Source organism: Nocardioides sp. Z21_20 (genome assembly GCF_059766585.1).
The window spans coordinates 43511-56174 of record NZ_JCBAJX010000004.1 but is presented as its reverse complement, the minus strand read 5'-3'; the positions used below and the strand labels follow the sequence as shown (position 1 = coordinate 56174).

At 71.9% G+C, this 12664-nt stretch carries 18 protein-coding genes; 12 read left to right on the top strand and 6 right to left on the bottom strand.

The genetic code is table 11. From position 1 onward, the window contains the following. Nucleotides 1–76: 76 nt before the first annotated feature. Nucleotides 77–415: a S24/S26 family peptidase gene (locus AC6EH9_RS08975; protein ID WP_498422374.1), complete on the bottom strand. Its 339-nt coding sequence runs from the start codon at nucleotides 413–415 to the stop codon at nucleotides 77–79. A 52-nt stretch (nucleotides 416–467) separates the two neighbouring features. On the opposite strand from AC6EH9_RS08975, the gene sodN reads away from it, so the two are divergent. The 3 genes from sodN to AC6EH9_RS08960 all read left to right on the top strand — a co-directional run bounded on the left by sodN (nucleotide 468) and on the right by AC6EH9_RS08960 (nucleotide 2278). Continuing rightward, nucleotides 468–869 carry a superoxide dismutase, Ni gene (sodN, locus tag AC6EH9_RS08970; protein WP_498422373.1) on the top strand — a complete coding sequence of 134 codons (402 nt, stop codon included), beginning with the start codon at nucleotides 468–470 and terminating at the stop codon, nucleotides 867–869. A gap of 151 nt (nucleotides 870–1020) precedes the next feature. Then, nucleotides 1021–1416 carry an anti-sigma factor gene (locus AC6EH9_RS08965; RefSeq protein WP_498422371.1) on the top strand — a complete coding sequence of 132 codons (396 nt, stop codon included), beginning with the start codon at nucleotides 1021–1023 and terminating at the stop codon, nucleotides 1414–1416. Nucleotide 1417: 1 nt separating this feature from the next. Then, nucleotides 1418–2278: an RNA polymerase sigma factor SigF gene (locus AC6EH9_RS08960; RefSeq protein WP_498422370.1), complete on the top strand. Its 861-nt coding sequence runs from the start codon at nucleotides 1418–1420 to the stop codon at nucleotides 2276–2278. Here AC6EH9_RS08960 and AC6EH9_RS08955 read toward each other — a convergent pair. Continuing rightward, complete coding sequence (locus AC6EH9_RS08955) at nucleotides 2275–2661, bottom strand: hypothetical protein (RefSeq protein WP_498422368.1); 387 nt, start codon at nucleotides 2659–2661, stop codon at nucleotides 2275–2277. The two genes, AC6EH9_RS08960 and AC6EH9_RS08955, sit on opposite strands and share 4 nt — an antisense overlap. 241 nt (nucleotides 2662–2902) lie before the next feature. Here AC6EH9_RS08955 and AC6EH9_RS08950 point away from each other — a divergent pair, with 241 nt between their 5' ends. Further along, on the top strand, nucleotides 2903–3154 hold the full coding sequence (locus AC6EH9_RS08950; protein ID WP_011755173.1) for a WhiB family transcriptional regulator: 252 nt from the start codon (nucleotides 2903–2905) through the stop codon (nucleotides 3152–3154). Nucleotides 3155–3185: 31 nt separating this feature from the next. On the opposite strand, the gene AC6EH9_RS08945 is transcribed toward AC6EH9_RS08950, so the two are convergent. Further along, a complete protein-coding gene (locus AC6EH9_RS08945; protein ID WP_498422702.1) occupies nucleotides 3186–4700 on the bottom strand; it encodes a histidine kinase N-terminal domain-containing protein in 1515 nt (504 codons plus the stop codon). Nucleotides 4701–4768: 68 nt separating this feature from the next. Between AC6EH9_RS08945 and AC6EH9_RS08940 the strand changes: the two genes are divergently transcribed. The 8 genes from AC6EH9_RS08940 (at nucleotide 4769) to AC6EH9_RS08905 (ending at nucleotide 11459) form a co-directional block, all read left to right on the top strand. Further along, nucleotides 4769–5626 carry a DUF2785 domain-containing protein gene (locus AC6EH9_RS08940; protein WP_498422366.1) on the top strand — a complete coding sequence of 286 codons (858 nt, stop codon included), beginning with the start codon at nucleotides 4769–4771 and terminating at the stop codon, nucleotides 5624–5626. 13 nt (nucleotides 5627–5639) lie between these two features. Continuing rightward, nucleotides 5640–7340: an acetolactate synthase gene (locus AC6EH9_RS08935; RefSeq protein ID WP_498422365.1), complete on the top strand. Its 1701-nt coding sequence runs from the start codon at nucleotides 5640–5642 to the stop codon at nucleotides 7338–7340. Further along, nucleotides 7340–7861, top strand: a complete 522-nt coding sequence (locus AC6EH9_RS08930) for a GNAT family N-acetyltransferase (RefSeq protein ID WP_498422363.1) — start codon at nucleotides 7340–7342, stop codon at nucleotides 7859–7861. The genes AC6EH9_RS08935 and AC6EH9_RS08930 overlap by 1 nt, the downstream gene beginning before the upstream one ends. Then, nucleotides 7843–8241 carry a thioesterase family protein gene (locus AC6EH9_RS08925; protein WP_498422361.1) on the top strand — a complete coding sequence of 133 codons (399 nt, stop codon included), beginning with the start codon at nucleotides 7843–7845 and terminating at the stop codon, nucleotides 8239–8241. Before AC6EH9_RS08930 ends, AC6EH9_RS08925 begins: the two co-directional genes overlap by 19 nt. Before the next feature lie 164 nt (nucleotides 8242–8405). Further along, nucleotides 8406–8735 (top strand): hypothetical protein, encoded by a 330-nt coding sequence (locus AC6EH9_RS08920; RefSeq protein ID WP_498422360.1) that lies wholly within the window; start codon nucleotides 8406–8408, stop codon nucleotides 8733–8735. A 163-nt stretch (nucleotides 8736–8898) separates the two neighbouring features. Further along, the gene (locus AC6EH9_RS08915) at nucleotides 8899–10386 is read left to right on the top strand and encodes an HNH endonuclease (protein ID WP_498422359.1); all 1488 of its coding nucleotides are present in this window, start codon (nucleotides 8899–8901) and stop codon (nucleotides 10384–10386) included. A gap of 155 nt (nucleotides 10387–10541) precedes the next feature. Continuing rightward, nucleotides 10542–10922: a hypothetical protein gene (locus AC6EH9_RS08910; RefSeq protein ID WP_498422358.1), complete on the top strand. Its 381-nt coding sequence runs from the start codon at nucleotides 10542–10544 to the stop codon at nucleotides 10920–10922. 42 nt (nucleotides 10923–10964) lie between these two features. Next, on the top strand, nucleotides 10965–11459 hold the full coding sequence (locus tag AC6EH9_RS08905) for a bleomycin resistance protein (RefSeq protein ID WP_498422356.1): 495 nt from the start codon (nucleotides 10965–10967) through the stop codon (nucleotides 11457–11459). A gap of 62 nt (nucleotides 11460–11521) precedes the next feature. On the opposite strand, the gene AC6EH9_RS08900 is transcribed toward AC6EH9_RS08905, so the two are convergent. The 3 genes from AC6EH9_RS08900 to AC6EH9_RS08890 form a co-directional block, all read right to left on the bottom strand. After that, nucleotides 11522–11596, bottom strand: a complete 75-nt coding sequence (locus AC6EH9_RS08900) for a 50S ribosomal protein bL37 (protein ID WP_369759046.1) — start codon at nucleotides 11594–11596, stop codon at nucleotides 11522–11524. A 95-nt stretch (nucleotides 11597–11691) separates the two neighbouring features. Further along, entirely contained in the window at nucleotides 11692–11952 is a 261-nt protein-coding gene (gene rsrA, locus AC6EH9_RS08895) for a mycothiol system anti-sigma-R factor (protein WP_498422354.1), read from the bottom strand. After that, nucleotides 11949–12578, bottom strand: coding sequence for a sigma-70 family RNA polymerase sigma factor (locus tag AC6EH9_RS08890; RefSeq protein WP_498422352.1), 630 nt, complete (start codon nucleotides 12576–12578; stop codon nucleotides 11949–11951). The genes rsrA and AC6EH9_RS08890 overlap by 4 nt, the downstream gene beginning before the upstream one ends. Between the last annotated feature and the right edge of the window lie 86 nt (nucleotides 12579–12664).

The following is a 12664-nucleotide window of genomic DNA, read 5'->3' as shown; positions in this document are numbered from 1 at the left end:
GACACAGCCCGCCGCCCCGCGTCCGGTTCGGCCCGCCCATGTGGCGCAGCAGACAAAACCGCCGGCCCGGGCAGGCTCACAGCGGGCGGGGCCGCGGCCAGAGCCGCCCGAGCACGACCGCCCGGACCTCGTCGTCGGGCACCGGGCCGCGGTGGCGCGAGTCGACGCCCTCCGCGGGGTTGTCGCTGAGCAGCCACCAGGCCGGGGCCCCGGTCCGTGTCGTACGACGCTCGACGGCGCGCTTGACCGCGACGGTCCCGTCCACGAACCGGGCGACGACCAGGGCGCCGGGCCGCACCGCGGCTCGGTGGCGCACCAGCAGCAGATCGCCCTCACGCAGCGTCGGCTGCATGGATCGTCCGCGCACCCGCGCCAGACCGAGGGGCGGTCGGCCCGTCTGTGCCACCTCTTCCACGCGGAGTAGTGTCGCAGTCGATCACCGACCCATGACAACGAGAGGACCCCGGATGCTCGCGCGACTCATCGCACCGACCGTCGAGGTTTCCGCACACTGCGACCTTCCCTGCGGCGTGTACGACCCGGCCCAGGCCCGTATCGAGGCCGAGTCGATCAAGGCCATCATCGCCAAGGTCGCCGACAACGACGACCCCGACTTCCGCACGCGTGCCGTGCTCATCAAGGAGCAGCGCTCCGAGCTGGTGAAGCACCACCTGTGGGTGCTGTGGACCGACTACTTCAAGGCTCCGCACTTCGAGAAGTACCCGCAGCTGCACACGCTGTTCAACGAGGCCACCAAGCTGGCCGGTGCGTCCGGCACCAAGGGCGTCCTGGACGCCGAGGTGGCCGACAAGCTGCTCGCGAAGATCGACGAGATCGCCGAGATCTTCTGGGCGACCAAGAAGGCCTGAACCACCCCCTGCCCGCGGGCAGGAGCGGCGCTCGCGCAACGACACGGTCGGGGCCGGGGCCCTGGTGACACACCAGGGCCTCGGCCCCGACTAGTCTCGCCGCTAGCCTGTCCCCGCAGGTGACACACTCGGTCTCGAAGGACGGGCAGACATGGCTATGGGTGGACTACAGCGCGAGCGCCTCGCGGACGTCGAGCTGCGCCTGCCGGCCGACAGCGCCTACGTCTCGGTGCTGCGCACCACCACCGCCGGGCTGGCCGCACGCCTGGACTTCACCATCGACGACATCGAGGACCTGCGGATCGCGGTCGGCGAGGCCAGCGCGCTGGTGCTCCCCGAGTCCGCCCCGGGCTCCTCGATGCTGTGCCGCTTCTTCCTGGCTCCCGGCGTGCTCACCGTCAGCGTGAGCGTCGAGGGATCCGCCCACCCGATCGACCAGGACAGCTTCGCGTGGCAGGTGCTGAGCACCCTCGCGGAGGCCTCCTCCGAGGTCGACGACCAGCAGCTCACCGTCAGCCTCACGCTGCGGTCGGGATCCGGCCTCTGAGATGACTCCCGATCCCGTAGCCGGGCGGCCCGGCGCCTCGACAGGCGAGCAGCCGGTGCTCGAGCCCGTCCACGAGTTGGACCTCGACGAGCTGACCGGCATCGACCTGACCCGACGCCGCAGCGCGGACTACTTCGTGCAGATGCGCGCGGCCGAGCCGGGCTCGGCGGCCCGCAGCGCCGCCCGCGACGATCTGGTCCACCTCCACCTGCCTCTGGTGGAGCACTGCGCCCGTCGCTTCCGCAACCGTGGCGAGCCGTTCGAGGACCTGGTCCAGGTCGGCACCATCGGCCTGCTCAAGTCGATCGACCGGTTCGACTCCGACCGCGGCGTCGAGTTCTCCACCTACGCCACCCCCACGATCATCGGCGAGATCAAGCGCTACTTCCGCGACAAGGGCTGGGCGATCCGCGTCCCCCGGCGCCTGCAGGAGCTGCGCATGCAGATCAGCACGGCCACGGCGGAGCTGACCCAGAGCCTGGGCCGCTCCCCGACGCCCACCGAGCTGGCCGAGCGCGTCGGCTGCACGGTGGAGGAGATCGTCGAGGGCCTGGAGTCGAGCAACGCCTACTCGACCCTCTCCCTCGACGCCACCGACGGCTCCGACGACGGCGCCGCGACGATGCTCGACGCGATCGGGGTGGACGACGCCGGCCTGGAGCACGTGGAGATCCGCGAGTCGATCAAGCCGCTGCTGGACCGTCTCGAGCCGCGCGAGAAGAAGATCCTGCTGCTGCGCTTCTTCAAGAACATGACGCAGTCCCAGATCGCCGCCGAGATCGGCGTCTCGCAGATGCACGTCTCCCGGCTCCTCAACCGCACCCTGGAGCAGCTGCGCGTCTCCCTCGAGGAGCAGTCCTAGGACTCGTCGGAGAGGGCGTCGATGCTGGCGGGATGGAAGAGACCGGCAAGCACGATGACGGCCACCACCGCCAGCACGATCGAGTACGTCGTGGTCTCCCCACCCCGGAACGACCAGGCGAGCAGCAGGTGGATCAGCTGCGCGAGCACGATGGGGCTGCGCGCCCAGGACTGTCCACGCCGTACCACCCAGGCGCAGAGGACCAGCCCGGCGCCGTACCCGGCGAAGAAGACGGCCGTGGTCAGGGCCATCGTCATCCGGCCCGAGGAGAGGCTCGCCAGCTCCATCAGCGCCAGGAGCACGAAGACGACGCCCTCGACGGCGACGAGCGAGACGGCGACCACGAGGGGTGCTGGCTGGGGGGAACGGGTCGAGGTGGTCACGACCTGAGAGCCTAGCCCGGCGCCTCTCGACCCTCGGCCGGGCGGTGCGCACCCCGGCCGGGTGGCTGTCCGCAGAAGCGCCTGTGACAAAGGTGACCAGCACCAGGGGTTGTGCCGGTCCCGAGTTCTTGCAACGCTGGGCATCGCGCTCACCACAACTGAGCCCGTCTTGCCGTGCCCTTCACGCAGGGCCCCGCAGTCCCCTGCCGCAGACGCTGAAAGAAAGAAGGAACCCCCAGCCATGGATTGGCGCCATCGCTCTGCCTGCCTCGACGAGGACCCGGAGCTGTTCTTCCCGATCGGCAACACCGGTCCGGCCATTCTCCAGATCGAGGAGGCCAAGCAGGTGTGCCGACGTTGCGAGGTGCGCGAGCAGTGCCTCGCCTGGGCGCTCGAGGCTGGTCAGGACCACGGCGTCTGGGGTGGTCTCAGCGAAGACGAGCGGCGGGCTCTCAAGCGCCGCAACGCCCGCGCTCGGGTCCGCACCGCCTGATCCGGGCCCGAGGCCCACGAGCCGTCGTCGCTCATCCGAGCGGGAGATCGATCGCGACCCTGGTCCCCCGCCGTCCCCCGGCAGCGCCCTCGGCGCTGTCGTGGGGACCGATCCGGAGCCGTCCCCCGAGCTCCGACTCCACGAGGGTCCGCACGATCGACAGTCCGAGGTTGGTCGACCCGTCGAGGTCGAAGCCCTCGGGCAGACCGGCCCCGTCGTCGTCCACCGTGACGTGCAGCCGGCCCGCCGTCCGGCGCGTGGCGAGCAGGATCTCCCCGCTCGCGGCCTCGTCGTCGGCGGCCCGGTAGCCGTGCTCGACGGCGTTCTGCAGCACCTCCGTCAACACCATCGCCAGTGCGGTGGCCTGCTCCGAGGGCAGTGACGCGAACGTCCCCTCACGACGCACCCGCACCTGGTCGCCCGCGGCGCTGACCTCGGTGACCATCCGTCCCAGCCGGTCGGCGATGTCGTCGAAGTCGACCTCCTCCGCGGCCGCCTGGCTGAGCGTCTCGTGCACGATCGCGATCGAGCCCACCCGCCGCACGGCCTCCTCCAGAGCGGACTTCGCCTCCGGGGCCTCGATCCGGCGGGCCTGCAGCCGCAGCAGCGCCGCGACGGTCTGCAGGTTGTTCTTCACCCGGTGGTGAATCTCGCGGATGGTCGCGTCCTTGGTGATCAGCTCCCGGTCGCGTCGGCGCAGGTCGGTGACGTCGCGCACCAGGATGAGCGCGCCGATGTGCTCGCCCTCGGGGCGCAGTGGGATCGAGCGGACGATCAGCGAGACCTCCCCCGAGCCGGGCGCGCCGGGGGTGGCCGAGCCGAGCTCGGTGTCGCGATGGGTCCGCCCGCCCAGCACCGCGCTGAGCGTCTCCTCGTCGGGACGGTGACGCGGCGCCACCAGCTCGCGGGTGAGGTCGGCCAGGACCAACCCGGCGAGGTCGCCCGACAGGCCGAGGCGGCGGTAGACCGAGAGCGCGTTGGGGCTGGCGTAGACGACCCGGCCGGCGGCGTCGACGCGCAGGAAGCCGTCGCCGACCCGGGGGCTGTCGGCGTGGTCGCTGCGCTGCCCGGGGGCCGGGAAGAGGCCGCGCGCGATCATCTGGGTGAGGTCGGCGGCGGTCTGCAGGTAGGACAGCTCCAGGCGGCTGGGGGTGCGCACCCCGAGCAGGTTCGTGTTGCGGGCCACCAGGGCGATCACCCGGCCCTCGCGCCGCACCGGGATCGACTCGACCCGCACCGGCACGTCGTCGCGCCACTCGGGGTCGCCCTCGCGGACCAGGCGGCCGGTGATCCACGCCTCGTCGAGCAGCGGGCGGCGCCCGACGGGCACGAAGGTGCCGACGACGTCGTCGACGTACGCCGTGGGGCCCGTCGTGGGCCGCATGTGACCGGCCGCCCAGAATCCGCCGCCGGCGCGGTCGGGCAGCCACAGCACGAGGTCGGCGAAAGACAGGTCGGCGACGATCTGCCAGTCGGCCATGAGCAGCTGCAGCCAGGCCACGTCGTCCTCGGCGAGGTCGGTGTGGGCCCGCACGAGCTCGGTCATCGACGGCACGGCCGTCAGCCTAGTGACCGGTTCGGCGCGCGCCGGCACCGGCTGGCAGGATAGGTGCCATGTCCGCGTCGTACTGGAAGCAGGTCCTCTCCCGGGGGCTGGCCGTCCCGTCCGATCGCCCCCTCGCCGAGCTCACCGCCGAGCTGACCACGATGCTCGGCTCCGCCGACGCCGCGGAGCGGGACGGGACCGCGTACCCCACCTTGTCGACGTGGCTCGAGCGCGGGGTCTACGACGACCTCCTCACCGGGCTGGGCGACGGCATGGCCGCGGGGCTCGGCGTGGGCGTCGGCGAGCGCGAGAGCGACACCGTGTTCCGGCGCAGCTACTCCGCGCTGGTGCTGGCCGACTGCATCGAGCGCGACACCGCGCTGGCGCTGGTGCCGGGCGGCAAGGTGCTCGAGTGGGGCGACCGGATCGCCACCTGGTTCCTGCGCGAGCGCGACACCCGCGGCTACGTGCCCGGTCACGGCTGGGCGCGCGCGCTGGCGCACGGCGCCGACGCGCTGGGCAGCCTGGCGGCGTCCCCGCACCTGGGAGTGCCCGAGCTCACCGTGGTGCTCGACGTCCTCGCCGACCGGGTGGTCCAGCCCACCCCGAGGCTGCTGCAGGCCGGCGAGCCGGACCGGATGGCCCGCGCCACGCTGCGGCTGCTGCGCCGCGACGTGGTCCCGCTGCGGATCCTCGAGCCCTGGGTGGCCCGGATCGCGGCGACGGCGAGCAACCCGCCGCACGAGGACCGAGACCCGTACCTGTCCACCGGGAACGCCGAGGCCTTCCTGCGCGCCCTGCACCTGCAGCTGGCGCTGGCGCCCCGCCCGCCCGCCGTGCGCTCGGACCTGCTCCTGGTGCTGGTCGATGCGCTGCGAATCAGCAACGCACATCATCTGGAGGCCCCGCGCACCCGCTTCTCGTGAGTAACCTGCAGCCATGACGGCTACTGACGACGCAGCGCCCACCGCCTCCGACGCCCCGAAGGACGGCTCCCTGTCCGGTCACTCCGGCGAGCTGGCCGTCGCGGTGGCCCGGGCCCACGGGGTCGAGACCATGTTCACGCTCTCGGGGGCCCACGTGTTCCCGATGTACGACGGGGCGGTGAAGGCCGACCCGCCGATGCGGCTGCTCGACGTCCGCCACGAGCAGACGGCCGCGTTCGCCGCCGAGGCGACCGGCAAGCTCACCCGGGTCCCCGGCCTGGCGGTCCTCACCGCCGGCCCCGGCGTGACCAACGGGGTCAGCGCCATCGCCCAGGCCCAGTTCGCCGGGTCCCCGATGGTCGTCGTCGGCGGCCGGGCGCCGGCGAACCGGTGGGGCACCGGCAGCCTGCAGGAGCTCGACCAGCCCCCGATCGTGGCGTCGGTCTCCAAGCTGGCCCGCACCCTGCACACCGCGGACGACATCCTCGGCGGGATGGACGAGGCGTTCACCGCCGCCGGGTCGTCGCACCGCGGGCCGGTCTTCGTCGACGTGCCGATGGACGAGTTCTTCAACTCCGCCTCGGGCGCCGCGCCGACCGGTCGGCGCGTCGAGCGCCTCGAGCCGGACCCGGACGCCCTCACCGCGATCGCCGGCCTGCTCGGCGCGGCCTCGCGTCCCGTCCTCGTGCTCGGCACCGACGTCTGGGCCGACGGTGCCGAGGAGGCAGCGCTGCGCCTGGTGGAGGGCCTGGGCGTCCCGGTCATCACCAACGGCATGGGCCGCGGCATCGTCCCCGGCGGGCACCCGCTGCTGGTGACCAAGGCGCGCAGCCAGGCGCTCGGCACCAGCGACCTGGTGGTCGTCGTCGGGACGCCGCTGGACTTCCGGCTCTCCTACGGCGCCTTCGGCGGCAAGGAGGACGCGCCGCCGGCCAGGGTCGTCCACGTCGCCGACTCCCCCGCCCAGCTCTCCGGGCACGCCGAGCTCGCCGGCTCCGTGGCCGGCGACCTCACGCTCGTCCTCGACGGCCTGCACGCGGCCGTGGAGCGCCTGCCCAGCCGCCCCGCGTGGGGACCGTGGGTCAGCCGGCTCCAGGACACCGTCGCGGCAGCCGCGGAGCGGGACCGCGCGCTGCTGTCCGCCGAGGCCGACCCGATCCACCCGGCCCGGATCTACGGCGAGCTGGTCCCCCGGCTCGCCGACGACGCGGTGGTGATCGGCGACGGTGGCGACTTCGTCAGCTTCGCCGGCAAGTACGTCGAGCCGAAGCGCCCCGGCGGCTGGCTCGACCCGGGCCCGTACGGATGCCTCGGGGCCGGCCTCGGCGCCGCCATCGCGGCCCGGCTGGCCCGGCCCTCGGCACAGGTCGTGCTGCTGCTGGGCGACGGCGCCGCGGGCTTCTCGCTGATGGACGTGGACACGCTGGTGCGCCACAACCTGCCGGTGGTGATGGTGATGGGCAACAACTCCGCGTGGGGCCTGGAGAAGGGCCCGATGCAGATGCTCTACGGCTACGACGTCGTCGCCGACCTCTCGCCGGCGACGTCGTACGACGGGGTGGTCAAGGCGCTCGGCGGCGGCGGCGAGAAGGTCACCGACCCGCGCCAGATCGGTCCGGCGCTGGACCGGGCCTTCGCCTCCGGGGTCCCCTACCTGGTCAACATCGTCACCGACGTGGACGCGGCCTACCCCCGCAGCACCTTCGGCATCTGATGCGGGTCAGGCTCGCGAGCGTCGCCGAGTACGACGCGATCGGGGAGCTCGTGGTGGACGCCTACGTCGGGGACGGGCACGTCGACCACGACCACGGCTACGTCGAGCGGCTGCGTGACACCGCCGGCCGGGCCGCCCAGGCGGAGGTCTGGGTGGCCGTGGACGGCCCCGACGACCAGCTGCTCGGCACCGTGACGATCTGCCCCGAGGGCTCGCCGTGGCGCGAGGTCTCGCGGGACGGGGAGGGCGAGTTCCGGATGCTGGCCGTGGCTGCCGCGGCTCGCGGCCGGGGAGTCGGCTCCGCGCTGGTCGAGCACTGCATCGAGGAGGCCCGCGGCGCCGGCAACGGCGCGGTCGTGCTGTGCAGCCTGCCCGGACAGACGACGGCCCACCGGCTCTATGAGCGGATGGGCTTCGTCCGGGACCCCGAGCGCGATTGGTACCCCGAGGAGGGGCTCGCCCTGCTCGGCTTCAAGCTCGCCCTACGACCCGAGGAGGAACCATGGACACCGACGACGTGAGCGCCGTGCTGACCTTCACGGTCGGCGACGACGACACCGCCGCCGCCCTCGGCTCGGGCAGCCTGCCGGTGCTGGCCACCCCGCGGCTGCTGGCCTGGTGCGAGGCCGCCACCTGCGCGGCGATCGACCCCCGCCTGGAGGCCGGCCAGACCAGCGTCGGCACCCGCGTCGAGCTCGAGCACCGCGGCGCCAGCCTGGTCGGGCGCACCGTCGAGGTGAGCGCCTCCCGCTCCTACGCAGACGGCCGCCTGATGCGCTTCACCGTCTCCGCCCGTCACAGCGACGGCAAGCTGGTAGCCACCGGCGAGATCACCCGCGTAGTAGTAGACGCCGACCGCTTCCTCACCCGCCAAACCCCACCCCCCGCCGAGTCGGCGTAACTTCGCGCGCTGAGGGTGCCGAGTCGGCTTGAGTTCGCGCGCTGAGCGTGCCGAGTCGGCGTGAGTTCGCGCGCTGAGGGTGCCGAGTCGGCGTGACTTCGCGAGTGGGGGTCCTGACTCCGCATGCACCCGGCCCGCATGACCACGTTTGGCGAAGGAGACACATGGCCAGCTCCCCCCTTCTTGACGCCAGCGACGGTGCGCCGGCGCGGCCACGTGGATGGCTCTCCGTCCGGGCACTCATCGTCTGCCTGCTCGCCAACACCCTGGCAACCGTCGCGGTCATGGTGCTGCTCGACTCGTACCTGTTCAGTCCACTGGTGCTGGGCGCCGGGGGCGTGTTCGCGGTCGTGAGCGCCGCCCTGGGTGTGGTTCTGCGGCTGGCCGCGCCACGGGCGGGCAATGGACTTCTCGTCGCGGCAGCCGTGGCCGTGCCGGTCGAGCTCGCCCTCTCCATCGCGTGGGCGCTCGTGGTGATCCTCGTGTGGCTGTGACGCCTGCGCCTCTCGTCTTGCGTCGCTCGGCCGCCCTCGGGCATCGAGCTCGGAACTGGGCTTTCGGCTACGGAGCGACGACCCATAGCGAGTTCTCCACAGTCCGCGTGTCGTGGCGGTCTCTGGGGGCAGGACTGTCGGTGGCGCCTGCTTGAGTGGATCCATGACCCGGACCGCAGCTCCTGACACCGCTCGTGCGGTGCTGGACGCCGCGCGCGTACGACGCACGACCGCGGACCGCGCGGAGGCCGAGCAGCTGCAGCTGGCGGTGGACTGGGCGGCGATGCACTCGGTGGAGTCCCTGGAGGCGGCCGCGGTCATCCACGGGCCGTACGGCGACCACGGCATCCCCGTCGCCGGGCCAGGAGCGCCGCTGGTCGCGGAGTTCGCGGTCACCGAGTTCGCCCTCGCGATCGGAATGTCCACCGACGCCGGACGCCGGTACGTCGGCCAGGCACTCGAACTGCGCCACCGGTTGCCGAAGGTCTGGAAGCGGGTGCTGGCTGGGGATCTGGTGTCGTGGAAGGCCCGGCGGATCGCGGAGGCGACGATGAGCCTGGTGCCGGCGGGTGCGGGGTTCGTGGACACCCACGTCGCCGCGGTCGCGCACAAAATCGGCCTCGCGGCCTTGGACCGGTTGGTCGAGGAGGCGCGGGTCCGGTTCCAGCCAGAGGAGGCTGAGGCTCGGCGCCGGGCCGCGGCGGACGGGCGGTGCTTCGACATCGACACCGACCAGGTCTCCTACGACGGCACCATGACCGTGCGCGGCGAGCTCGACCTCGCCGACGCCCTCGACCTCGACGCTGCGGTCGCCGCTGGGGCGGCGCAGCAGCAAGCGCTCGGATCGGTGGACCCGCTGGACGTGCGGCGCGCGAAGGCCGCCGGAGACCTCGCCCGACGCCAGCTCGCCCTCGACCTGGACGCCGGCGAGGCAGCCGCAGGTCAGTGCGGTGGATCCAACGCATCAAGTGCTCCCGATCAACCGCACACTGCCGCGCAGGGCGACACCGCCAAGGCCCGACGACCACGTCAGGTCGTGCTCTACGTCCACCTCTCCCACGACGCGCTACGCGCCCGGGGCCTCGACGACGCTGGCGCCCACCCCGACTGCAGCACCGACACCGACGCCCCCAGCGCCGTACACCTGGCGCGCGTGGAGAACACCGCCTCCTTCGTCTCGCTCGACCAGGTCCGCGACTGGTGTTCCACCCCCGATGCCCAGGTGATCGTGAAGCCGGTCATCGACCTGGAGGACCACGTCCACGTCAACGCCTACGAGACCCCCGACCGCCTCGTCGAACGCCTCGCACTCATCGAGCACACCTGCGTCTTCCCCTGGTGCACCCGCCCCGCCCGAAGACTCACCCCCGACGGCCATCGCGCCGACTGCGACCACATCCAAGACCACGCCACCGGCGGCACCACCTGCTCATGCAACCTCGCCCCGCTCTGCCGACGACATCACCGCCACAAGACCCACAGCCCCTGGAGCTACACCGCCCTCGACACGGGCAGCTACCTCTGGACCAGCCCCCAGGGCTACCAGTACCTCCGCGACCACACCGGCACCCTCGACGTCTCCCACGACCGACGCCGCCCACGACCCGCAGGCCTCTCGTCGTCCCCCACGCGCGCGGCGCCCGACCCCTAGCGTGGTCTGGACCCGAGTGTGGGAGCAGCGAGCCGTGTGAGCGGGGTGGGAACGCCGGTCGCTACCCGCGCCGAAACCGCTGATGACTCCGACGCGTCATAGTGAGGACCCCGGTCGGAGGAGGTTCGATGTCGACGCCGACGCAGCGTGGAGCCGTGACAGTGCGGCTCGTCCTCGCGACTGCCTCGGTGATCGCGGTGGTCGGCGTCGCTGCGTGGTACTTCTTCGGCCCATCCGAGCCGACGCCTTGGCACAAGCCCGCGCGGGTGGACGGGGCGATCGTGCAGCTGACCTACACCGGCAGCGAGTGCAGGGCCGGTGCGTACGTGGACGTGGACGAGGACCCGGAGCGAGTCACCATCACGGTCCGAGAGACGGGCCGTGCGATGTCGTGCAGCGACGTGGCCGTCTCCCACGCCATCCGGGTCGAGCTGGCGGCGCCGCTCGCGGGCAGGGAGCTGGTGGACGGCGCCTGCCAGATGTCGAAGTACGCGCGCTCTCCCGCATGCCGGCCCCAGCGTCCAGGCAGCGGCTGACGCACCGGCTGCGCACCCCAGGGGGACTGTCAACATGGCAGCGTGACTCCCGCTACCGACCCTCCCACCGCACGTGCAGCCGCCCCCACACCCGGGCCACCGGCTGAGCCTGCCCTCGTCCCCGAGCTCCTCGTCACGGACACCTCGAGCAGCATCGCGTTCTGGTGCGGTCTCTGCGGCTTCGAGATCGACTACCAGCGCGCAGACGAGGGGTTCGCCTACATCTCGCGTGGGTCCGCGCACCTCATGCTCGAGCAGCGCGGACTCGGCCGGGACTGGATCACCGGGCCGCTGGAGCGGCCCTTCGGACGCGGGGTCAACTTCCAGGTCACCCTGACCGACCTGGCATCGGTGCTCTCCTCGTTGCACGAGGCGGGCTACCCGCTCTTCATGGCGCCGGAGACGAAGTGGTACCGCGTAGGCGATCAGGAGGCGGGCGTCGAGCAGTTCCTCGTCGAAGACCCCGACGGGTACCTCGTCCGGTTCCAGACCTCCCTGGGCCGCCGGAGGATCACCTCACCGGCAGCCGGCTCCTAGCCGCCCCGAAATGCACTCGAGCCCCCGGCCGAGAGGCTGGGGGCTCGCGATGCTGATTGCGCTCAGGCGTTGGGGCGCTTGCCGTGGTTCGCGCCCTTCTTCTTACGAGCGCGGCGCTTGCGGCCGGTCTTGCCCATGGTGTCCTCCTGGATCGGGGTCGTCGGCCGTGAGGCCGAGGGATATCTTGTCAAACGACAGCGCTACGGGCTAATCGGTCTCATCTGCGCGCCGTTCACGGCTCGCTGATGCGGACGTGGACCTCGCGGATCTGGACCATCACCCGCTCACGCAGCGATGCCGGAGCAGCCTCCGAGCACGACCGCGCCACCACCGACTTCACCGTGCGCTCGAGGTCGTACTTCTCCAGGCACGGACCACACTCGTCGAGGTGGCGGCGTACGACGGAGCAGTCGGCCTCGTCGAGCTCGTTGTCGATCAGGTAGATGATCTGCTCGAGGTACTCGGCGCAACCCTCATCGGTCTTGTCGCTCATGACTTCGCCTCCACGGTGCCCGCGGGGAGCAGGTCGTTGCGGCGCACGTAGTCCGACAGCATGTCGCGCAGCTGGCGACGTCCGCGGTGCAGACGCGACATCACCGTCCCGATGGGCGTGTCCATGATCTCGGCGATCTCCTTGTAGGGGAAGCCCTCTACGTCTGCCAGGTAGACCGCGAGCCGGAACTCCTCCGGGAGCCGCTGCAGCGCCTCCTTCACCTCGCTGTCGGGCAGCCGCTCGAGCGCCTCGGTCTCCGCGGACTTCAGCCCCGCGGAGGTGTGCGACTCCGCGCGAGCCAGCTGCCAGTCCTCGACGTCCTCGGACATCGACTGCTGCGGCTGGCGCTGCTTCTTGCGGTAGGTGTTGATGAAGGTGTTGGTCAGGATCCGGTAGAGCCAGGCCTTGAGGTTCGTGCCCTCGCGGAACTGGTGGAACGAGGAGTACGCCTTCGCGAACGTCTCCTGCACCAGGTCCTCGGCGTCCTGCGGGTTGCGCGTCATGCGCATGGCCGCGGAGTACAGCTGGTCCAGGTACTGGAGCGCGTCACGTTCGAAACGAAGTGAGCGCTCTTCCTCGGTCTCAGGCGCGGTCTCGGGGACGGTGCCACTCAGGGATTCGGTCATCGCCTTCCAGAGTAGCCCGGCGTCGTCCGGAGTCCGCTGCGCGGCCGGCCGCGTGGGCGCGGGATCGGCCGGGGCGGACGGGTTCA

Excerpts from the sequence above, each read along its gene's own strand:
- sodN (WP_498422373.1), top strand. The coding sequence starts at position 468 with ATGCTCGCGCGACTCATCGCACCGACCGTCGAGGTTTCCGCACACTGC.
- AC6EH9_RS08965 (WP_498422371.1), top strand. The coding sequence starts at position 1,021 with ATGGCTATGGGTGGACTACAGCGCGAGCGCCTCGCGGACGTCGAGCTG.
- AC6EH9_RS08960 (WP_498422370.1), top strand. The coding sequence starts at position 1,418 with ATGACTCCCGATCCCGTAGCCGGGCGGCCCGGCGCCTCGACAGGCGAG.
- AC6EH9_RS08950 (WP_011755173.1), top strand. The coding sequence starts at position 2,903 with ATGGATTGGCGCCATCGCTCTGCCTGCCTCGACGAGGACCCGGAGCTG.
- AC6EH9_RS08945 (WP_498422702.1), bottom strand. The coding sequence starts at position 4,700 with ATGACCGAGCTCGTGCGGGCCCACACCGACCTCGCCGAGGACGACGTG.
- AC6EH9_RS08940 (WP_498422366.1), top strand. The coding sequence starts at position 4,769 with ATGTCCGCGTCGTACTGGAAGCAGGTCCTCTCCCGGGGGCTGGCCGTC.
- AC6EH9_RS08935 (WP_498422365.1), top strand. The coding sequence starts at position 5,640 with ATGACGGCTACTGACGACGCAGCGCCCACCGCCTCCGACGCCCCGAAG.
- AC6EH9_RS08930 (WP_498422363.1), top strand. The coding sequence starts at position 7,340 with ATGCGGGTCAGGCTCGCGAGCGTCGCCGAGTACGACGCGATCGGGGAG.
- AC6EH9_RS08925 (WP_498422361.1), top strand. The coding sequence starts at position 7,843 with ATGGACACCGACGACGTGAGCGCCGTGCTGACCTTCACGGTCGGCGAC.
- AC6EH9_RS08920 (WP_498422360.1), top strand. The coding sequence starts at position 8,406 with ATGGCCAGCTCCCCCCTTCTTGACGCCAGCGACGGTGCGCCGGCGCGG.
- AC6EH9_RS08915 (WP_498422359.1), top strand. The coding sequence starts at position 8,899 with ATGACCCGGACCGCAGCTCCTGACACCGCTCGTGCGGTGCTGGACGCC.
- rsrA (WP_498422354.1), bottom strand. The coding sequence starts at position 11,952 with ATGAGCGACAAGACCGATGAGGGTTGCGCCGAGTACCTCGAGCAGATC.
- AC6EH9_RS08890 (WP_498422352.1), bottom strand. The coding sequence starts at position 12,578 with ATGACCGAATCCCTGAGTGGCACCGTCCCCGAGACCGCGCCTGAGACC.